The sequence below is a fragment of the Kitasatospora cystarginea genome (genome assembly GCF_039533515.1).
GTDB lineage: Bacteria > Actinomycetota > Actinomycetes > Streptomycetales > Streptomycetaceae > Kitasatospora > Kitasatospora cystarginea.
In genome coordinates this window covers 18,187-37,645 of the sequence record NZ_BAAATR010000041.1, presented here as the reverse complement: position 1 = coordinate 37,645, position 19,459 = coordinate 18,187, and the positions used below count along the sequence as shown (strand labels likewise).

At 72.5% G+C, this 19,459-nt stretch carries 16 protein-coding genes and 1 tRNA gene; 5 read left to right on the top strand and 12 right to left on the bottom strand.

The features are described from left to right. Positions 1–42: 42 nt before the first annotated feature. Together ABD369_RS32440 and rsmI are read right to left on the bottom strand one after the other, a co-directional pair. Positions 43–489 carry a hypothetical protein gene (locus ABD369_RS32440; RefSeq protein ID WP_344640187.1) on the bottom strand — a complete coding sequence of 149 codons (447 nt, stop codon included), beginning with the start codon at positions 487–489 and terminating at the stop codon, positions 43–45. A 249-nt stretch (positions 490–738) separates the two neighbouring features. Further along, the gene (gene rsmI / locus ABD369_RS32435; protein ID WP_344640186.1) at positions 739–1,584 is read right to left on the bottom strand and encodes a 16S rRNA (cytidine(1402)-2'-O)-methyltransferase; all 846 of its coding nucleotides are present in this window, start codon (positions 1,582–1,584) and stop codon (positions 739–741) included. Positions 1,585–1,843: 259 nt separating this feature from the next. On the opposite strand from rsmI, the gene ABD369_RS32430 reads away from it, so the two are divergent. Both ABD369_RS32430 and ABD369_RS32425 read left to right on the top strand, forming a co-directional pair. Further along, entirely contained in the window at positions 1,844–3,667 is a 1,824-nt protein-coding gene (locus ABD369_RS32430; protein ID WP_344640228.1) for a dolichyl-phosphate-mannose--protein mannosyltransferase, read from the top strand. A gap of 142 nt (positions 3,668–3,809) precedes the next feature. After that, on the top strand, positions 3,810–5,477 hold the full coding sequence (locus tag ABD369_RS32425) for a penicillin-binding transpeptidase domain-containing protein (protein WP_344640185.1): 1,668 nt from the start codon (positions 3,810–3,812) through the stop codon (positions 5,475–5,477). 43 nt (positions 5,478–5,520) lie between these two features. On the opposite strand, the gene ABD369_RS32420 is transcribed toward ABD369_RS32425, so the two are convergent. Both ABD369_RS32420 and ABD369_RS32415 read right to left on the bottom strand, forming a co-directional pair. Then, the gene (locus tag ABD369_RS32420) at positions 5,521–7,149 is read right to left on the bottom strand and encodes a N,N-dimethylformamidase beta subunit family domain-containing protein (protein ID WP_425557827.1); all 1,629 of its coding nucleotides are present in this window, start codon (positions 7,147–7,149) and stop codon (positions 5,521–5,523) included. A 144-nt stretch (positions 7,150–7,293) separates the two neighbouring features. Next, positions 7,294–8,775: an amino acid permease gene (locus tag ABD369_RS32415; protein ID WP_344640184.1), complete on the bottom strand. Its 1,482-nt coding sequence runs from the start codon at positions 8,773–8,775 to the stop codon at positions 7,294–7,296. A gap of 539 nt (positions 8,776–9,314) precedes the next feature. On the opposite strand from ABD369_RS32415, the gene ABD369_RS32410 reads away from it, so the two are divergent. The 3 genes from ABD369_RS32410 to ABD369_RS32400 all read left to right on the top strand — a co-directional run bounded on the left by ABD369_RS32410 (position 9,315) and on the right by ABD369_RS32400 (position 12,405). Beyond that, complete coding sequence (locus ABD369_RS32410) at positions 9,315–10,631, top strand: VWA domain-containing protein (protein ID WP_344640226.1); 1,317 nt, start codon at positions 9,315–9,317, stop codon at positions 10,629–10,631. Between the two features lie 2 nt (positions 10,632–10,633). Then, positions 10,634–11,521, top strand: a complete 888-nt coding sequence (locus ABD369_RS32405; protein ID WP_344640183.1) for a peptidase — start codon at positions 10,634–10,636, stop codon at positions 11,519–11,521. Between the two features lie 215 nt (positions 11,522–11,736). After that, positions 11,737–12,405, top strand: a complete 669-nt coding sequence (locus ABD369_RS32400) for a TNT domain-containing protein (RefSeq protein WP_344640182.1) — start codon at positions 11,737–11,739, stop codon at positions 12,403–12,405. Positions 12,406–12,803: 398 nt separating this feature from the next. Here ABD369_RS32400 and ABD369_RS32395 read toward each other — a convergent pair. The 8 genes from ABD369_RS32395 to ABD369_RS32360 form a co-directional block, all read right to left on the bottom strand. Beyond that, positions 12,804–12,877: transfer RNA gene (locus ABD369_RS32395), tRNA-Ala, on the bottom strand. 112 nt (positions 12,878–12,989) lie between these two features. Further along, positions 12,990–14,117, bottom strand: coding sequence for a divisome protein SepX/GlpR (gene sepX, locus ABD369_RS32390; protein ID WP_344640181.1), 1,128 nt, complete (start codon positions 14,115–14,117; stop codon positions 12,990–12,992). A gap of 152 nt (positions 14,118–14,269) precedes the next feature. After that, a complete protein-coding gene (locus ABD369_RS32385) occupies positions 14,270–14,878 on the bottom strand; it encodes a GNAT family N-acetyltransferase (protein WP_344640180.1) in 609 nt (202 codons plus the stop codon). A gap of 14 nt (positions 14,879–14,892) precedes the next feature. Further along, a complete protein-coding gene (locus tag ABD369_RS32380) occupies positions 14,893–15,426 on the bottom strand; it encodes a MogA/MoaB family molybdenum cofactor biosynthesis protein (protein ID WP_344640179.1) in 534 nt (177 codons plus the stop codon). Then, positions 15,423–15,863: a cyclic pyranopterin monophosphate synthase MoaC gene (moaC, locus tag ABD369_RS32375; RefSeq protein WP_425557829.1), complete on the bottom strand. Its 441-nt coding sequence runs from the start codon at positions 15,861–15,863 to the stop codon at positions 15,423–15,425. Before moaC ends, ABD369_RS32380 begins: the two co-directional genes overlap by 4 nt. A gap of 158 nt (positions 15,864–16,021) precedes the next feature. Next, entirely contained in the window at positions 16,022–17,344 is a 1,323-nt protein-coding gene (glp, locus tag ABD369_RS32370; RefSeq protein WP_344640177.1) for a molybdotransferase-like divisome protein Glp, read from the bottom strand. A 58-nt stretch (positions 17,345–17,402) separates the two neighbouring features. Then, on the bottom strand, positions 17,403–18,323 hold the full coding sequence (gene galU, locus ABD369_RS32365; protein ID WP_344640176.1) for a UTP--glucose-1-phosphate uridylyltransferase GalU: 921 nt from the start codon (positions 18,321–18,323) through the stop codon (positions 17,403–17,405). A gap of 46 nt (positions 18,324–18,369) precedes the next feature. Then, positions 18,370–19,395, bottom strand: coding sequence for a GGDEF domain-containing protein (locus ABD369_RS32360; protein WP_344640175.1), 1,026 nt, complete (start codon positions 19,393–19,395; stop codon positions 18,370–18,372). Positions 19,396–19,459 lie beyond the last annotated feature (64 nt).

The following is a 19,459-nucleotide window of genomic DNA, read 5'->3' as shown; positions in this document are numbered from 1 at the left end:
GTTGCGCGTTTCCCGCTACCGCCCTCCGCTGCGCGGATCCGCTCAGGCGGCGCGGCCGAACATGCCCCGCAACCACGCTCGGAACCCGCGCCGCACCCGGACGGGGCGGTCGATCGGCGCGTCCTCCGGCTCGGCGTGCCTGGCGTAACCGGGACCGTGGTGCCAGGGCTGCTCGGCGGTGGCGACCCGGCCCGCCCGCATGATCCGCACCTTGTGCCCGCCACATCCCGGGCAGGTCGGCTGGCGCAGCGGCGACGGCACCCGGACACCGTTCGCGTGGTACTCGAACACCGTGTGTCCGTCCTTGGCCACGTGGTGCTCGATCTCGTAGGCCTGCTCCCACCCGTAACCGCAGCTCAGGCAGGCGAAGGAGTACGCCTCCCGGACGGTCTCCACGGGGGTGGGCGGCCTGCTCGTCAGGCCGAGACCGGCCGACGCGGTGTCGCGCACTGCACTGCCACTCAGAGGGCTACCGATCGTCTCGCTCATAGCCGTCTCCCAGCGCCCGCCGGACGTCCGTCCGGCTCGGGTCTTTCCCTCTCAGGGAATGCCCGGGACATGCCTTTCGCTACCCGGCTTGCCAAGTCTTGGCGCCGAATTGGAGAGGGCTGTAGAAAGCCGTCGACGACTGGTAGCTCGGGGGCGTGTCCCGGGTCTTCCTTCCAGGGTAGGACCGGGTGAACACCTCGGCACCCGCATCCTGAGCTGCGGCGTTCGGGTGAAGTCGGCCGCCGCCGGTCAGGCGCCGTGCTTGGCCGCCACCACCGCGTCGAAGACCTCCCGCTTCGGTAGCCCGAGCTCCGCCGCCACCGCTGCGATGGCCTCCTTGCGGCGCTCCCCGGCCTCCTCGCGGGCCGCCACCAGCTCGGCCAGCTGCGCCGGGCCGTACTCCTTCGGCGCGGCCGGCGGCGCGCCCGCGACCACCACGGTGATCTCGCCCTTGACGCCGTCCGCCGCCCACTCGGCCAGCTCGCCCAGCGGGCCGCGCCTGACCTCCTCGTACGTCTTGGTCAGCTCGCGGCAGACCGCGGCCGGACGGTCCTCGCCGAAGGCCGCCGCCATCGCCTCCAGGGTCTCGGCGATCCGGTGCGGTGCCTCGAAGAACACCATGGTGCGCGGCTCGGCCGCGATCTCCGCCAGCTGCCGGGAGCGGTCGCCTGCCTTGCGCGGCAGGAAGCCCTCGAAGGTGAACCGGTCCACCGGCAGGCCGGACAGCGCCAGGGCGGTGAGCACCGCGGACGGCCCCGGCACCGCGGTCACCTTGATCTCGGCGTTCACCGCGGCGTCCACCAGCCGGTAGCCCGGGTCGGAGACCGAGGGCATCCCGGCGTCCGTCACCAGCAGCACCCGCGCGCCGCCGCGCAGCGCCTCCACCAGCTCGGGTGTCCGGGCCACCTCGTTGCCCTCGAAGTACGAGACCACCCGCCCGACCGGGGTCACCCCCAGTGCCTGGGTGAGCCTCCGCAGCCGCCGGGTGTCCTCGGCGGCGATCACGTCCGCCGTCGCCAGCTCCGTCAGCAGTCTGGGCGGCGCGTCCGAAACATCACCGATGGGCGTCCCTGCGAGAACCAGTACTCCTGTCACACCCCCATCCTCCCAGAGCGGCGGCCCGGCCCTTCCCGGTGAACGGCGACGCCCGGGGGCGCGCGCGGCCGGGCCGGCGCAACCGTACGGCCTGCGGCCCCGCGGCCCGGACAGTCGCCCCCGTCCCGGGGCACCGACCCGGCCGACCGCCGTGGAAAGCCGCCCGTGCCGCCCCCTCACCGGCCGAGTACCCCTTGCCTGATCATGCCCCGCCCCTACGATGTGGCGGGTGAGCGGCGAGAAGGCACCCGAGAGGCCCATGGGCGTGGACCACCCCGAGCAGGGCGGCCTCGCCGTACTGCCCGCGCCCGACCACCGACCGCCCGCGGCGGGCGTCCCGGCCCCGCGCGCGGCGGCCGGTCCGCGCTCGGTCTGGGCGCGCCGGCTGGCCGGGTACGGCTACCGTGCCCCGGTCCGCCCAGAACCCGCCGAACAGCTGGTCCCCCCGATGCCGGACGGCCCCGGGGTCACCCCGCACCGGGTCGAGCCCTCACCGCTCCTGGCGAGGTTCGGCGTCACTCTTCCGGCCCCGCTCTGGTCCTGGCTCTGCCGCTGGTCGGGCTGGCTCGGCCCGCTCGCGGTGGCCCTGTTCGGCGGAGTGCTGCGGTTCTGGGGCCTCGGCGAACCGAACTCCCTGATCTTCGACGAGACGTACTACGCCAAGGACGCGTACGCGCTCTGGCACGTCGGCTACGAGACCAGCTGGCCGGACGACGCCAACGCGCAGATCGTGGCCGCGCACCCGAGCGTCCCGTTCCGCACCGACGCGGCGTACATCGTGCACCCGCCGGTCGGGAAGTGGTTGATCGGCATCGGGGAGCAGCTGTTCGGGATGCACCCGTTCGGCTGGCGGTTCATGGTGGCGGTGCTCGGGACGCTCTCGATCCTGATGCTGGCCCGGATCGCCCGCCGGCTGCTGCGCTCGACCCTGCTGGGCTGCGTCGCGGGCCTGCTGCTGAGCGTCGACGGCCTGCACTTCGTGATGAGCCGCTCCGCGCTGCTCGACCTGATCGTCATGTTCTGGATGCTGGCGGCCTTCGGCTGCCTGCTGCTGGACCGTGACCGCACCCGGGCCCTGATCGCCCGACGCCTGGAGACCCGGCCGGGCGGCGAGTGGCTGAGCCTGGGCTGGCGTCCGTGGCGGCTGGCGGCCGCCGTCTGCATCGGCCTGACCTGCGCCACCAAGTGGAGCGGGATGTACGTGCTGCTGGCGTTCTGGCTGCTCGGCGCCGGCTGGGACATCGGCGCCCGGCGACTGGCCGGGGCCCGGCACTGGCTGCGGCTCGGCCTGTGGGACGCGACGATCGCGCTGCCGGTGCTCACCCTGATCTCGATCGGGGTGTACCTGGCCTCCTGGACCGGCTGGTTCCTCAGCAGCGACGTCCCCGGCCAGGGCGGTTACGGCCGGGACTGGGCGGTGCACCGCGCCGGGCTGTCGCCGGAGTACGTGTTCGGCGTGAAGATGCCCTTCCAGTTCGACATGACCTGGGTGCCGGACGCGCTGCGCAGCCTGTGGCACTACCACGCGACGATGTACAGCTTCCACGTCAACCTGCGCGACCCGCACACCTACCAGTCGAACCCGTGGAGCTGGCTGTTCCTGGGCCGGCCGGTCTCGTACTTCTACGACTCCCCGAAGTACGGCCAGTCCGGCTGCACCGCCAACGAGTGCGCCCGCGAGGTGCTCGGCATCGGCACCCCGCTGCTGTGGTGGGCGGGCATCGCCGCACTGGCGTACTGCCTGTACCGCTGGGCGCTGCGGCGGGACTGGCGGGCCGGCGCGGTGCTCTGCGGCGTGGCGGCGGGCTACCTGCCCTGGTTCATGTACCAGCAGCGGACCATCTTCCTCTTCTACGCGGTCGCCTTCGTCCCGTTCCTGGTGCTGGCCGTGACGATGCTGGTCGGCGCGCTGATCGGCCCGCCGGACGCCACCCACGACCGCCGGGTGATCGGCACCACGGCGGCGGCGCTGCTGGTGCTCGCGATCATGTGGAACTTCCTGTACTTCCTGCCGCTGTACACCGGCGAGATGATCCCGATGAGCGACTGGCGCGCCAGGATGTGGTTCACCAGCTGGATCTGACACCGGATCCGCCGCAGAGGTCGAGACCTCCGGTACCGAATGCGTCACGAGCGCGGACGCTCCGTGGGGCTGCCGAGACCGCCCGCCTAGGGTAGGTCGGACACCGTCTGAACGCGGGGGGAACCGCAGCATGCACAAGGGCGTGAAGATAGGGATCGGCGTCGTCTGCACCGGGATGCTCTCGGTCGCCGGCTACGGCGTGTACAACGTCGCCGATGCGCTGATGGACGGGAGGACCGGTCAGTCGGACGCGCAGCCGCAGGTCCGTACGGTGGTCACCAAACCCCCGAGCCCCCAGCAGGCCGAGGACGCGGCGAACGCCTTCCTAGCCGCCTGGGCGAAGGGCGACTTCCAGGCCGCGGCCGCGCTGACCGACCAGCCCGAAAGCGCCACCGCCGCGCTGGCGGCCTTCCGGGAGAAGGTGCGGCCGAGCTCGATCACGCTGGCCGTCACCGGCCCGGACCCGGCGGTCGGGGCCCCGTCGCCGAGGCCGTCCGCACCGGCGGGACAGCTCTCGCTGGGCTTCAAGGCCACCTTGCACTTCGCGGGTTCGGAGGCGGCCTGGAGCTACGACAGTACGCTCGGGATGGTCCGGATGAGCGACGGCAAGAGCGCCGTGCACTGGACCCCGACCGTGATCCACCCGCAGTTGACCGCGGGCAGGAGCATCGCCGTCCGGCCGCTGCCCGCCTCGTCCGCCGACTCGCTGACGGACCGCGACGGCCAGTCCCTGGCCGGCTACCCCTCGCTCCAGCCGCTGCTGGGTGAACTGGGCGATCGGGTACCGGCGGGCGCGTCCGGCACGGCCGGCAGCGCCGTGATGATCACCGACGACAGCGGTGAGGGCAGCTCCGAGAAACTCTTCACCGTCACCGAGCCGAAGGCCGGGCAGAAGTCCAGACTGACTATCGACGGCAAGCTCCAGGCGGCCGCCGAGCAGGCCGTACGGGATGCCTCCGCCGACGGCAGCAGGCCCGCCTCGCTGGTGGCCGTCGAGCCCAGCAGCGGGAAGATCCTGGCCTTCGCCAACGCCCCGGCCAGCGGCCAGAACCGGGCCTTCCTCGGCGCGATCGCGCCCGGCTCCACCATGAAGGTGATCACCGCCGCGGCCCTGCTGGAGAGCGGCGTCCCGGCCGACTCGGCCATGCCGTGCAAGCAGAACTACTCGGTGAACGGCTTCAGTTTCAAGAACGACGACGACGAGTCGGGCGAGGACTGGAGCTTCAGCAAGGACTTCGCCCAGTCCTGCAACACCGCCTTCATCCAGCAGGGCATGACCACCCTCACCGGCAGCCAACTCCAGGACACCGCACGGAAGTTCTTCAACATCGGACCGACCTGGAAGACCGGCCTCAAGCTGTCCCCGGCCAAGGTCCCGGCACCGGGCAGCGCCACCGAGCGGGCCGCCCAGCTGATCGGCCAGGGCCAGATCACCATGAACTCCCTCACCATGGCCTCGGTCGCCGCCACCGTCCAGAACGGCACCTTCCACCAGCCGATCCTCATCCCCGGCTACGACCAGATCCCGGCCGAGCGCAAGCTCTCCGCGTCCACCCTGAAGTCGCTGCGCCGGATGATGCACCTGACCGTCACCAGCGGCACCGCCCGCTCCGCGATGTCCGGGATCGGCGGGGACACCGGCGCCAAGACCGGCACCGCCCAGGTCGGCGGCCAGTCCTCGGACAACAGCTGGTTCACCGCCTACCGCGACGACCTCGCGGTGGCCGCCGAGGTCCAGGGCGGCGGCCACGGCTCCGAGGCCGCCGGACCGGCCGCCGCCCAGGTGCTCCGCGTCGGCAACCAGGACTGACCGGCTCTCCGCCCGGTACGCGCCGTCAGCCCTCCCCGGCCGCTCAGCTCTTCCCGTAGACGGCCTCGACGTTGTCACTGGCCGGGTGGCTGCGCCCGGCCGGGCCGGCGGCGAACGCCCGCAGCAGGTTCTCGGTGACCCGCCGGGTCATCGCTCCGGTCCTGCCGTCCATCCCGTGGTCGGCCCGGCCGCCGCCGGGCCCGTCGGCGTCCAGCGACTCCACCCAGCGCATCGTTCCGCTGGCGAACACCCCGGCACCGCTGGGCACCGTGTAGTACGCGGAGTCCGCGAAGCTGCGCCGCCCGTCGCAGACCACCGGCGAGTGCGCCAGGATCTCGATCGGCCGGGGCGTCGGAAAGCCGGTGAGCACCCGGTCGTACTCGACCCCGACCAGGTGCGCGAAGCTGTCGCCCGCTCCGACCCCCGTCCCGGCGAACAGCCAGTGGCCCGGGTTGGTCACCACGTAGGGGGCGTCCACCGGGTAGCCGTCGTAGATCACCCCGAGCAGCGAGCTCTCCGGGTCGGGATCCGGCTGCTCCCGGTAGTCGGTGGTCGCGGGCTTCCCCGCCCGGTAGCCGGGGTCCTCCTGCCAGGCACTCTTGTAGCAGACCACGGTGCGGTCCGGACCGAGGGCCGAGGGCTCGAAGCGGATCCGGCGGAAGCAGCAGTTGGCGCCCAGGATCGCGAGGTTGGTCCCGGCGTCCCGGGCTGCGGTGAAGTGCTGCCGCTGCTCCGGCGACCAGTACTCGTCATGTCCCAGCGACAGCACGGCGGTTGCCCCGTGCAACAGCTCCGGCTCACGGGCCACGTCCACCCCGGTGGTGTACGCCAGCGGCAGGTCGAGCCGCTCCGCCAGCGCGACCAGCGGCGCCTCGTACACCAGGAACAGTCCGGCGCCGTTGTCGTACAGGTACGGCCGGTCGAAGGTCACCTCCAGCGAACGGGTCGCCAGCCCGCCGGTCGGACCGTTGTAGAGGCTGTAGCCGCCCCACTCGTTGTACGCCTGCCAGGTGGCCGGGGCGTTGACGATCACCGTCTTCCCCGCGGTCGTGGCCGACCGCACGGTGACCGGGACGAACCGCTGCCCCGAGCCGTCCTCGGCGTCCAGCCGGAGCAGATAACTGCCCTCCGGCCAGCCCTCGGTGTCCACCGTGGTGCTCCTGGCCCAGTCGGTGCGGACCGTCCTGGTCCGCCCGTCGACCGTCGGATCGCCCTGCCTGCTGCCCGGAAGCCGCTCGGACCGCCACACCAGCCGGCCCCGCGCACCCCCGTACCAGCCCATCCGGTACGCCGACACGGTGAAATGCGGCGCGGTGGTCGACACGTACAGACCGAACCGCTCACCCGGCAGCACACTCACCCGGTCGGCGTACCCCTCGATCGCCCGCGCCGGACCGGCCTTCGTCACCCCCCAGTCGGCGTTGCCCGGCCGGGCGTTCTCGGCCGAGGTCGCGGACGGGCTCGGCGACGGCGTGCCCGTCGGCCTTCCCGCGACCGCCGCGCTCGCGGCGGCGGCCCCACCCGGCGTACCGGCGGCGTCGCAGGCACTCAGCCCGGCCGCGGCCCCCACCGCCATTCCCAGAAACCGCCGCCGCCCAGTGCCCATGCCCGACTCCCGTACCACCCGTGACTCCCCCGCCGGCACCGCACCGCGCGGCCTGTCGATACGCATCCAACCTCCGATCGCGCCCGGGAGCATCCCCGACGGCCCACCAACGTGCCGTCGGCGCGTGCGTGGCGAACGCCGAGGGGCCGCCGGGGAGAGATCCTCCCCGACGGCCCCTCAACCCGGCACGCGGGCGGCTCCGGCCGACGCTCAGCCGGTCGTGCTGAGCTCGGTCTCGGCCCGGTTGAGCTTGGAGTGCCTGACGCTGTAACCGAAGTAGACGGCGGCCGCCAGCACGAGGGCGATCCCGAAGAACAGGAAGGTCAGCGGGTGCAGCCCGTAGATCAGGTAGACGCAGAAGCCGACGCTGAGCAGCGGGACCACCGGGTAGCCGGGCACCCTGAAGCCGCGCGGCAGGTGCGGCTGGGTGCGGCGCAGGATGATCACGCCGATCGAGACCACCGAGAAGGCGACCAGGGTGCCGAGGCTGGTCAGGTCGGTGAGGATGTCCAGCGGCACGAAGGCGGCCAGGGCGGCGACGCCGATGCCGACCACCAGGGTGTTCCAGACCGGGGTGCCGGTCTTCGGGGAGATCTCGGCGAACTTCTTCGGCAGCATGCCGTCGCGGCCCATCGAATACAGGATGCGGGTCTGGCCGTAGATCACCACCAGGGTGACGCTGAAGATCGAGATGATCGCGCCGAGCGCGAACATCAGGCCCGGCCAGCTCTGCCCGGTGATGTCCTGGAGGATCTGCGCGAGCCCGGCCTCCTGGCCGTCGAACTTCTGCCACGACTGGGCGCCGAGGGCGGCGATGGCCACGCCGATGTACAGCAGGGTGACCACCACCAGCGAAATGATGATCGCCAGCGGCAGGGTGCGGCGGGGGTTCTTCACCTCCTCACCCGCCGTGGAGACCGCGTCCAGGCCGATGAACGAGAAGAAGATGCTGGACGCCGCCACCTGGACGCCGCCGAAGCCGAGCGGCATGAAGGGGCTCAGGTTGCCGGAGTGGAAGCCGGTCAGGCCGATCGCGATGAAGAGCAGCAAGATCACGATCTTGATGCCGACCATGGTCGCGTTGACCTTGGCCGACTCGCTGACCCCGCGGATCAGCAGCACGACCACCATGGCCACCAGGATCACGGCGGGCAGGTTGAAGTACCCGCCGTCGCCGGGCGGCTGCGCCATCCACTCGGGGATCCGGAAACCGAAGGCCAGGTCGGAGAACTTGTTCAGGTACTGGCCCCAGCTCACCGCGATCGCGGAGGCCGAGACCCCGTACTCCAGCAGCAGGCAGACGCCCACCCCGAAGGCCACGATCTCGCCGAGCGTCGCGTAGGCGTAGCTGTACGAGGAGCCCGACACCGGGATGGCGGAGGCCATCTCGGCGTAGCAGAGCGCCGTCAGGCCGGCCGTGACCGCCGCGAGCACGAAGGACACGATCACCGCAGGGCCCGCCTCGGGAACCGCGCTGCTCAGCACGAAGAAGATGCCGGTTCCGACGGTCGCCCCGATGCCGATCGAGGACAGCTGCCACAGCCCGATCGAGCGGCGCAGGTGGATCCCGGAACGGCCGCCCTCCTCGGGCGCCCCGGCGGGCAGGCCCTCGGGCGAACCGGCTTCGGCGATCAGGGTGTCGATGGGCTTCCGTCTGAACAGACGCGCGCTGGTGGGGCTATGGGTGGTCAACGCGTGGTTCCTTCTAGGCGGTGGAGGGTGTCCTAGCTGGCTGTGCCGCGGCCGCTCCGTGGGGAGAGTGGGCGGACCAACCGCACAAAGATGGGACAGTACCCCGCGAATCCACCAGTGGCGCAAACGGTGAACGGCGAGGTCCGCCTTATACGAATCGTCGCATGTGCTCCAACAAACCGGACAGAAAGCAGGCGGCGCGGCGGGACCCCTGCGTCGGTCCGGCAGGTCACACGGGGTGCCGGTACGCCGAAACGCACAGGTCGGCGCCGGTCGGGGCGCCACAGACCCCCGAATGTGTCCACAGGCTGTGGATCCACCGCGGGGCGCGTCGGCCGGATCCGAACCACCCAGCACCGGCTTTTCCCGACGCAGCGTCGGAAGCCCGACGGCAGGAGGCGCCCACAGGATCCTGACGAACTCTCCCCGCGCAAAACCCCGGGACCACCGTTTCTCCTTCTCCGGCAAGGCAGTTCGGGCACCCGTGGAGCATTGGTCTTTCCCAACTGATGATCCATAGGATCGAGTCCGTGACGACCATGAGACGACGATTGCCGGTCAGGCGGCCGCTGGGCCTGCTGGCCGCGCTGGCGATATCCGCCGGGGCCCTGCTCAGCGGGCTGCCCGCGCAGGCGGACGAGACCACCCCCAGCAGCCCCACCAGTTCCGAGGCCCCACGGGTCGACCTGATCCTGGATGTCAGCGGCTCGATGCGGACCGCCGACATCCAGGGCAAGAGCCGGATCTCGGTCGCCCAGCAGTCCATCGACGAGGTGATCGACGCACTGCCGGCCGAGACCGAGTTCGGCATCCGCACGCTCGGCGCGACCTACCCCGGCAACGAGCAGGCCATGGGCTGCAAGGACACCCAGCAGCTGTTCCCGATCGGCAAGACCAACAAGGTCGAGGCCAAGACCGCCGTGGCCACCCTCCGCCCCACCGGCTGGACGCCGATCGGGCTCGCCCTGCGCGAAGCCGCCAAGGACCTCGGCAGCGGCCAGACCACCCGCCGGGTGGTGCTGATCACCGACGGCGAGGACACCTGCGCCCCGCCCGACCCCTGCGACGTGGCCCGCGAACTCGCCGCCCAGGGCACCCACCTGGTGGTGGACACCCTCGGCCTGGCCCACGACGACAAGACGCGCCAGCAACTGCTCTGCATCGCGGGCGCGACCGGCGGTACCTACACCGACGTCCGCAGCCAGGAACAGCTCACCGGCAAGGTGAAGCAGATCGTCCAGCAGAACGCCGACACCTACAAGGTGACGCCCGCCAAGACCGCCGGCACCGACAAGTGCGAGACCGCACCGCTGCTGACCCCCGGCGTCTACAGCGACCGGGAGAAGTTCTCCGAGCACCGCGTCTACCGGGTGCCGGTCAAGGCGGGCCAGGAGCTGCGGGCCTCGGTCAGCGTCGCGATGGACCGCGCCGTCGCCCGTGACTACGGCGTGCTGCTGCAGGCCACCGACCCGACGGGACAGGAACTGGTCCGCGGCACGGACGCGGGCAGCGGTCGCACCGACGTCGTCTCGACCGGTGTGCGCTGGTCCGCGTCCGGGACGACCGCCGCGAAGGCCACCGCGACCGGCAGCTCGGCGGCCACCAACGCCGACCACACGGTCTGCCTGGTCGTCAGCAACTCCTTCGCCCCGCAGCCGGGCGTGTCCGCCGATCCCGGACTGCCGCTGGAGCTGACCGTGGACGTGGCCGCCGCCTCCCCCGCCCCCGACGGCCCGGCCGCCGGGCTCGGCCGTGGCTGGGTGCTGCTGCTGGTGCTCACCGGCGCCGGTCTGCTGACCGGTCTGGTCTTCGGCTGGCTGGCACGCTGGCGGATCGCCATCTGGCAGGAGAACTGACGATGCGCACGAGACTCACCACCACGCCGCACCGCCTCGCCGCGGGCGCGCTGCTCGCGCTCGGACTGCTGCCGGCCCTGGCCCCGGCCGCCTCGGCGGCCTCGCCCTCGGCGAGCCCGGCCGGCAGGAACCAGGCCCCCGCCACCACCTCGGGCACCTCCTTCCTGACCGCGACCACCCTGGCAGCCGGCCAGGAGGCCAACGTGTCGGCCTCCACCGGCGACTACCTCTACTGGGCGTTCCCCGCCTCCGAGGGCCAGACCGACACCGTGCAGGTGACCGTCGCCCTGCCTTCCGGCACGGACCGGCACGGACCGCAGACCTGGGCGGTGGAGCTCTTCGACGGGCTGCGCCGGCGCCAGTCCTGCACCGCCGGACCGCAGAACGCCACGGCAACGCCCAAGGACACCTCGCTCTCGGTCAGCTGCACCCTGCGGCAGATCCGCTCCTGGGCCGAGCCCTGGTCCGGTGACCCGCTGCCGGGTACGTACTACATCCGGCTCACCACCAGCGACGTGGACCAGCAGGACCTCGGCCTCGCGGCCCAGGTCAAGCTGCACATCACCGCCAAGGGCGGGGCGGACGACGCCCAGCCCGAGGGCGGCGAGCTGAAGGCGCCGCTGGCGCCCCCGGTCAACGCCGGCTCGCCCTCCGCCGGTGCCTCCACCGCGCCCACCGCGGCGGCGGACGGCTCCGACGCCACCCGGGCCGCCGCACCGGCCCAGCCGAAGACCCACTGGTACTCCGACCTGTTCTCCGGCTGGAACACCCGGTGGTTCTGGACCCTCGGCGGTGGCGCCCTGGCCGCCCTGGCCGGCGTCGCGGGCTACAAGCTGACCCGTCATCCGCGCGGCAGCCGGCTCACCCGGCACCCCGGCCCGCAGGGCTGACCCGGACCGGACCGACGACGGGCCCGGAGCCGCATCCCGGCTCCGGGCCCGTCGTGCTGTCCGGACGGCTGGCCGAAATCCATTCCTCCGCTTAGCCGTACCCGGGCACTCGATTGACGGATCGTCATCCGATCGGATTGCCTATGCGACGCCCCCGGCACGGAGGGTGACCGCTCTCCCTCCGAGCCGACCCGCCCTCCCGCTCCGGAGACGACGTGCGCCTTCGCCTGTTCCTCGCGCCGGTCCTGGCAGCCGCCGCACTCCTCACCCCCGCCGTACCGGCCGCGGCCGCCACCGGCCCGACGGCCGCCCGCTCCACCACCCCCGCGGACGAGTGCTCGACCGACTTCCACGGCGGCGATGCCCGGCTCGGCCCGCAGGACCTACCCGGGACCGGCCCGGTCGGCCGCGAACTGATCGGCTACCGGCGCACCGGCGGCCTGACCGAGGAGAAGTTCCTCGCCACCTACTACAGCCCCACCGCCAACTCCGGCTCCCCTGGCTGGATCTACCCGCCGTCCGACGGCTACCTGCTGCACGCCGACGGCACCCCGGTCGAGTTCACCGTCCACCTGCTCCCCGGTCAGGACATCGACCGCTACGGCAGCGAGCACGGCGGCTTCCTCGCCCCCGAGGGCCTCCCCTACGCCTCCCGCTCCATCCCCCCGCAGAGCCTCGACGGCAGCCCAGCCGCCGCCTGCAACTACCACGACTACCGTGTCCTCAAGCCCTTCGCCGTCCACGCCGGCCCGATCGCCCCGTGGTTCGGCCAGCCCGGCTACGGCCTCCAGTACCAGCTCGACGCCGCCCTCGTCGCCGGCTCCCCGGCCCGCCTCAACGTCCTCTGGTTGGTCGACAACGGCTACCTGGCCCGCCTGAACTGACGCAGCCGCACCACTGGCACCGGCAGCGCCCAGGCACCGGACACCGGACACCGGACACCCCAAGCAAACCCGAAGGCCCTCCCGGGATCCCGCGAGCGCCTTCCGCGTCGAGCGGGATGCCGGCCCGCGCCGCGCCCCCGGGTTCCCGGGGGCACGCCCCCGGGAACGGCCGTCCACCCGCCGTCGGCGCCGTGAACCGGCCGAAGTCCATGCGATCCGCCCCCGCGACAGCCGGGGCGTCCGCGTGCCACCCGAGGCGGCCCGTCAGGCACTGGGGAAAATCACCTCGGGTGATGTGGATCACGCACCACAGAACTCTGAACAGCCGCTGCACTTCACTGCCGCACATACGGCCAGAGGCCCTCCCGGTTAATCCCGGAAGGGCCTCTGACGTTGGGTGGAGCTGAGGGGATTCGAACCCCTGACCCCCTCGATGCGAACGAGGTGCGCTACCGGACTGCGCCACAGCCCCAACGAGAAAGAACTCTAGCACCTTTTCGAGGTGGCTCGTGACCACCCCCTGACAGCCGGACGCCCCGCCGCAGGTCACTGACCGGCGGCGGGGCGCGAGGGGTCGGGGCGGGCTACTCGTTGGCAGCCCGGGGGCGGGCGAGGTAGTCCTCCCCCGATGGAGGCGGGACGGCCTCGGCGTACTGGTCGAAGAGGGGCGTCCTGCGGGGTTCGGCGGGGCGGCCGGAGTCCCAGGCGTCGCGGGCGTTGAGATCGAGGCCGCGGGTGACCCGGGGGGCCACCGGAGCGGTCACGTACGTCGGCAGCGGAACCGGGACCGGCTCCCACGACTCCGGACCGGCGGCGGCGTTCTCGCGCATGCCGTCCACCCACTCCTCGTGGTCGGTCGCCTCCGCCAGCACCGCGGCCGAGCTCTCCGCGGGCTCGCGCCGCCCGCCCGGCTCGGCCACCCGCAGGTGCGGACGGTCGGAGTCGACAGGACGCTCGAAGACCCGCTCCCCCGCCCGGTCGGCCGGCCGCTCCGCCGCGAGCTCCACCGTCGGCTCGTCCGCCCGCTCCGCAGCCGGCTCAACCCCCCGCTCAGTAGGGAACGCGTCGTCCCCCGCCGCCTCGGGGCGGCCCGCACGGGCCCGCTCCCGCTCGCGTAGGCGCTCGGCGGCCTGGGCGGCACGGGCGCGGTCCAGCTTGACCTCGTACCGCTGGTGCTCCAGCCGCCTGAGGTAGCCGATGTAGAGGGTGAGGAGGATCGCCGGAACGGCCGGGACCCAGAGGAAGGCCACGCCCGCCACCGCGGCGGTCACCGCGCCCGCCGCGAAGGCGAGGAAGAGCGTGGTGACCATCCGCCGCCGCCGGGCCAGCAGCCGGGCCCGCCGGTCGCCCGGGTCGGTCTGCGCACCCCGCTGCGGCGAAGGCCCCGAGGCCGCCTGGGAAGGGGCGTCCACCTCGCTCCGGTCGGCGGAGGCCGAAGCGCCCGATGATCCCGAGGACGCGGAAGCCCCCGGGGACCGAGGGGACCCCGAGTCGGGAACCGGCTCCGAAGCCGGACTGTCGCCGTCGTCACCGAGGGACCGGGCCGCCCGCCGCTCCAGTGCCGATCGGCCGGCCAGCAGGCGGATCGCGGTACTGAAGCGTTCCGTCGGACGAGCCTCGTTCAGCTCGTCCTGCCTGCGGAGCCACATCGGCACCAGATAGGCAGCCCAGGCCCCTACGATGACCGCGTAGATAAGGCCGCTGCTGCTCACCTTTCACACGGTACGGGGGTCGGTGAAGGCCCGGCGGCAATTCGGCACGGCGTGTCGTGCGATCAAGCTGATTCTCCGACTATTTTGCCGGCATTTGTGACCACTCGCGGGGGCGTCGATGCCATATCGATATCATCTATTCGAACATATATTCAATTACCGCACCGACCTCGGGAACTGACCGCACGCCAGCGGTTCAGCAGGCCCTCCGGCACCTCCTCGGCGGTCAGCGCATAGACCAGGTGATCCCGCCAGTCCCCGTCGATGTGCAGATATCGTGGACGCATTCCCTCCGAGCGGAAGCCGAGCTTTTCGACGACCCGGCGGCTCGGCCCGTTCTCCGGTCGGATGCAGACCTCGATCCGGTGCAGGCCGAGAACCGCGAAGCAATAGTCCACCGAAAGCGCCACGGCGGTCGGCATGATGCCCCGGCCGGCCACCGCCTCGTCGATCCAGTAACCGACGTTGGCCGAGCACATCGAGCCCCAGGTGATGCTGCCGACCGTCAACTGGCCGACCAGTTCGCCCCGGTAGAGCACCACGAAGGGCAGGATCCGCCCGGCCGCCGCCTCGCCGCGCAGGTAGCGGACCATCTGCCGGTACGTCGGCCGGGAGCCGGACATCCGGCCCGGCTGCGCGGGCGGAACGGTCGCCTCCCAGCGGCGCAGCCAGTCCCGGTTCCGCCGGTTGGCCTCCTGCCAGGCGCGCTGGTCACGGACCCTGATCGGGCGCAGCGTCACGTCCCCCAGGTGCAGCTCCACCTGCCAGCCGCTGTTCAGTTCGCGCCTCCCTCGGAACCCGCGGCGGGCCCGGCCGGCCCGCCCTCGTCCGCGGCCGGCCGGGGGTGGTCGCCGCCGCCGAGCTGGTCCACAGCGTGGGCGAGCAGCGGTTCGAGGACGGCCAGGCCGTCCCTGACGCCGCCGGTGGAGCCGGGCAGGTTGACGATCAGGGTGCGTCCGGCCAGGCCCGCCAGGCCCCGGGAGAGCGCCGAGGCGGGCACCTTCTCGCGCCCGTACGCCCGGATCGACTCGGCGATGCCGGGGACCTGACGGTCGATGACCCGGGCGGTCATCTCGGGGGTCAGGTCCATCGGCGAGATTCCGGTGCCGCCGGTGGTGAGCACGACGTCGTAGCCGGCGGCGACGGCCTCGCGAAGGGCGGCCTCGACCGGGTCGCCGTCGGGGACGACCCGCGGGCCGTCCGCCTCGAAGCCCATCCGGCGCAGGCCGGCGACCAGCAGCGGGCCGCCCTTGTCCTCGTACACCCCCGCGGCGGCGCGGTTGGAGACGGTGACCGCCAGTGCCCTCATCGCGAGGCCTCCGGCGCGTACCAGTCGCCGCTCTTGCCGCCGGTCTTGGCGAGCACCCGGACGTCCTCGATCGCGGCGCCCTTGTCGACCGCCTTGACCATGTCGATCACGGTGAGGCCGGCCACGGCGACCGCGGTGAGGGCCTCCATCTCGACGCCGGTCCGGTCGGCGGTCCTCACGGTCGCCGTGATCTCGACGGCCTCGTCGGCGACGGTCAGGTCGACCTTGACTCCGGAGATGGCGATCGGGTGGCAGAGCGGGATCAGCTCGGGGGTCCGCTTGGCGCCCATGATCCCGGCGATCCGCGCCACGGAGAGCGCGTCGCCCTTGGGCACCCCCTCGCCACGCAGCAGTTCGATCACACGCGGGGCCACCCGCACCCGTCCGGCGGCCACGGCCGTCCGTACGGTGGTCGCCTTCTCGGAGACGTCGACCATGCGGGCGGCGCCGGTGTCATCGACGTGCGTGAGACGGTCGCCGGGTCGCTCGCCGGAGGGTGCGGTCACGGGGAAACTCCAGGGGTACGGCAGACAGGCGCGGCGCGAACTCCGCGCTGTGGGTACGAATACCGCGCTACCGTACCTCCCCGCCCCGCTCAGTCCGTGAGAAGGACCACATCCACGGTGCCGCCCGGGGCCAGCGCAGTGGTCTCCTCGGGGACGATGATCAGGCAGTTGGCCCTGGCCAGCGCACCGACCAGGTGCGAGCTCTCGCCACCGACCGGGCGCACCTCGCCGTCCTGGTACCAGCCGCGGAGGTACTGCCGCCGTCCCGCCGGGGAGCGCAGCTCGTCCGGGCAGAGGGCCCGGACCACCGGGCGGTGGATGTCCGCGGCACCGAGCATGGTGCGGATCACCGGGCGGACGAAGAGCTCGAAGGAGATGTACGCGCTGACCGGGTTGCCGGGCAGCGCCAGCAGCGGCACTCCGGCACCGGCCCCGATCCGGCCGAAGCCCTGCGGCTTGCCCGGTTGCATCCTCAGCCGGCGGAAGTCGACCCCGGCGCCCTCGCCGCCCTCGACCGACTGGAGGGCCTCCTTGACCACGTCGTACGCGCCGACGCTGACTCCGCCGCTGGTGATGATCAGGTCGGCCAGGCCCAGCTGGTCCTCCAGGACGGAGCGCAGGGTGGCGGTGTCGTCCGGGACGCCGCCGACCCGGTAGGCGATGGCGCCCGCGTCCCGGGCGGCGGCGGTGAGGGTGAAGCTGTTGGAGTCGGAGATCTGTCCGGGGCCCACCCTCTCCCCTGGCTGGACCAGTTCGCTGCCGGTGGAGAGCACCACCACGCGCGGCCGCGGCCGGGCCCTGACCGTACCGCGGCCGATGGCGGCCAGCAGGCCGAGTTGGGCCGGGCCGAGCATGGCCCCGGCCGGGAGCACCCGGTCGCCGGCGGCGATGTCACTGCCGCGGCGGCGGATGTGCGCGCCCTCGTCCACCGGGCGCAGGACGCGCACCTCCTCACCCTCGACCGGGGCGGCCATGCTGTCGGCGGCCCGCCCGGTGCCGGTGCCGCCGTCGGTCCACTCGACCGGGGCGACGCCCTCGGCACCGGGGGGCATCGGGGCACCGGTCATGATCCGGGCGGCCTGGCCGGGGCCGACCTTGGGCAGCTCGTCCGCGCCCGCCGCGACGTCGCCGACCACGGTGAGCACCGCCGGGTGCTGCTCGGTGGCCCCGGCGGTGTCGGCGGTGCGCAGCGCGTAGCCGTCCATCGAGCTGTTGTCGAAGGGCGGCAGGTCGGTGGCGGCGACCACGTCCTCGGCGAGGGTGCAGCCCTGGGCGTCCAGCAGCTGGAGTTCGATCGGCGGGAGCGGGGCGATCTGCCCGAGGATGTCGGCGAGGTGCTCGTCGACCGTCCACATCCGGGGCGTAGCCGGGGTCGAACTCTCTTCGCAGCAGGGGTCGTTCGTCCCGGTCATCGCCTCACGCTCGCTTCCTCGCAGCTCGGTCGCACCCCGGCGGCCGGTCGGCCGCGGCTCAGTCCTGCATCTCGGTGGTCACGAACTCCCTGAGCCAGGAACGGAACTCCGCGCCCAGGTCCTCGCGCTCACACGCAAGTCGGACGATAGCGCGAAGGTAGTCCGCGCGGTCGCCCGTGTCGTAGCGACGCCCCTTGAAGATCACACCGTGCACCGGTCCGCCCGCGGACTCGTCCCGCTGGGCCAGCTCGCGCAGCGCGTCGGTCAGTTGGATCTCGCCGCCGCGGCCCGGCTCGGTCTCGCGCAGCACGTCGAAGACCGCCGGGTCCAGGATGTAGCGGCCGATCACCGCGTAGTTGGACGGCGCGTCGGCGGTGTCCGGCTTCTCCACCAGGTCGGTGACCCGGAACACGTCCTCGCCGAAGCCGTTGGGCTTCACGGCGGCGCAGCCGTAGAGGTGGATCTGCGAGGGGTCGACCTCCATCAGCGCCACCACCGAGCCCCCGAGCTCCTGCTGCACCTCGATCATCCGGGACAGCAGCGGGTCGCGCGGGTCGATCAGGTCGTCACCGAGCAGGACGGCGAACGGCTGGCCCGCGATGTGCTGTTCGGCGACGGAGACGGCGTGGCCGAGGCCCTTGGGGTCGCCCTGGCGGACGTAGTGCATGTTGGCCAGGCGGGCGGACTCCTGGACCCGGGTGAGCCGGTCCTTGTCACCCTTGCGGGCGAGCAGCTCCTCCAGCTCGTAGGCCCGGTCGAAGTGGTCCTCCAGGGCCCGCTTGTTGCGCCCCGTGACCACCAGTATGTCGGAGAGCCCGGCGGCGGCGGCCTCTTCGACGACGTACTGGATGGCCGGCTTGTCGACAACCGGCAGCATCTCCTTCGGGGTCGCCTTGGTCGCGGGCAGGAAGCGGGTCCCCAGCCCTGCGGCGGGAACGACCGCCTTCGTGACGGGCGTTCGGGAGTGCGTCTTCGTCATGGCGTCGACCTTACTAAGGCATGGTTCCGCTGACCTGAGATCCGGGTTAACCGAACGTAAACCCGAGATCACTTTCAGATCCCGTCGTGTCCGGCGGTTGTGGCCGGGTGGGATGGGCAGCACCGATGGAGGTGAGAGGTGCCGCCCCTTCGGTGCAGGGCGCCAGATTACCGGTGCTTTCAGCGTTTTCGGGCTGATTGTTCCGATCTTCCGGTCCGTCCCGGGGGACGTCGGGCCCGGCGCCGTCGGCGCCGCGGGCGAGGGCGGCCTCGTGCGAGCGCCGCACCGGGTCGGCCCGGTGCACCGGGTCCACGGGTCTGGTGTGGCTGACCGGGCCCTCGTCACCGGTGTGCTCGGACTGCTGCGCGGAGCGCCAGCAGTCGCCCCCCGCGCTACGGGCGCGGGCGAGCGCGCGGTCGGCGGCGCGCAGCAGGACGGCCGCGTGCATGCCGTCTGCGGGCAGCACCGCGATACCGATGGCGGCGGTCAGGCCGTTGCCGCCGACCGGTCGGCGGGTCTGCGGGCCGGCGGGCGACCAGTCCAGCAGCTGGTGCCGGCGCACCGACCAGCAGAGCCGCTCGGCCACGTGCGCCGCACCCTCGGCGCCGGTGTCCGGCAGGAGCACCAGGAACTCCTCACCGCCGTACCGGCCGAGGGTGTCGGAGCGGCGGATCTCCACGCTCAGCCGCTGGGCCAGGTCGCGCAGCACCGCGTTGGCCCGGCGCCGCCCGTGCTCGGCGACCACCGCCTCGAAGCCCGTGATCTCCATCATCAGCAGCGCCAGCCGGCGCGGGCCGGTACCCGCCCCGGCCCGGCGGCAGCGCTCCACCTCGCGGTCCAGGGTCAGTTGGAGATGGCGGTAGTTCCAGACACCGGTCTGCGGGTCGTAGGACGCGGTCCGTTGCAGCGCGTCCCGCTCGGCCTCCAGCTCGGCGATCCGCTGCCGCAGCCCCGACTCCCGCTCGGCGGCGCCCGCGGCGAGCCGGCGCAGCCGCAGCCCGGACAGCGCGGCCGCGGCCAGCCCGGTGGCGCTCAGCCCGGCCAGGGCGCCGGTCAGCAGCTGGGTGGACATCCATCGCCTTCCGCATGTCAGGCTCTGAACGCCGACCGGCACAGGACAGACCCGTGGCGTCGGC

Excerpts from the sequence above, each read along its gene's own strand:
- ABD369_RS32440 (WP_344640187.1), bottom strand. The coding sequence starts at position 489 with ATGAGCGAGACGATCGGTAGCCCTCTGAGTGGCAGTGCAGTGCGCGAC.
- ABD369_RS32430 (WP_344640228.1), top strand. The coding sequence starts at position 1,844 with ATGGGCGTGGACCACCCCGAGCAGGGCGGCCTCGCCGTACTGCCCGCG.
- ABD369_RS32420 (WP_425557827.1), bottom strand. The coding sequence starts at position 7,149 with ATGCGTATCGACAGGCCGCGCGGTGCGGTGCCGGCGGGGGAGTCACGG.
- ABD369_RS32410 (WP_344640226.1), top strand. The coding sequence starts at position 9,315 with ATGAGACGACGATTGCCGGTCAGGCGGCCGCTGGGCCTGCTGGCCGCG.
- ABD369_RS32405 (WP_344640183.1), top strand. The coding sequence starts at position 10,634 with ATGCGCACGAGACTCACCACCACGCCGCACCGCCTCGCCGCGGGCGCG.
- ABD369_RS32380 (WP_344640179.1), bottom strand. The coding sequence starts at position 15,426 with ATGAGGGCACTGGCGGTCACCGTCTCCAACCGCGCCGCCGCGGGGGTG.
- moaC (WP_425557829.1), bottom strand. The coding sequence starts at position 15,863 with ATGGTCGACGTCTCCGAGAAGGCGACCACCGTACGGACGGCCGTGGCC.
- glp (WP_344640177.1), bottom strand. The coding sequence starts at position 17,344 with ATGACCGGGACGAACGACCCCTGCTGCGAAGAGAGTTCGACCCCGGCT.
- galU (WP_344640176.1), bottom strand. The coding sequence starts at position 18,323 with ATGACGAAGACGCACTCCCGAACGCCCGTCACGAAGGCGGTCGTTCCC.
- ABD369_RS32360 (WP_344640175.1), bottom strand. The coding sequence starts at position 19,395 with ATGTCCACCCAGCTGCTGACCGGCGCCCTGGCCGGGCTGAGCGCCACC.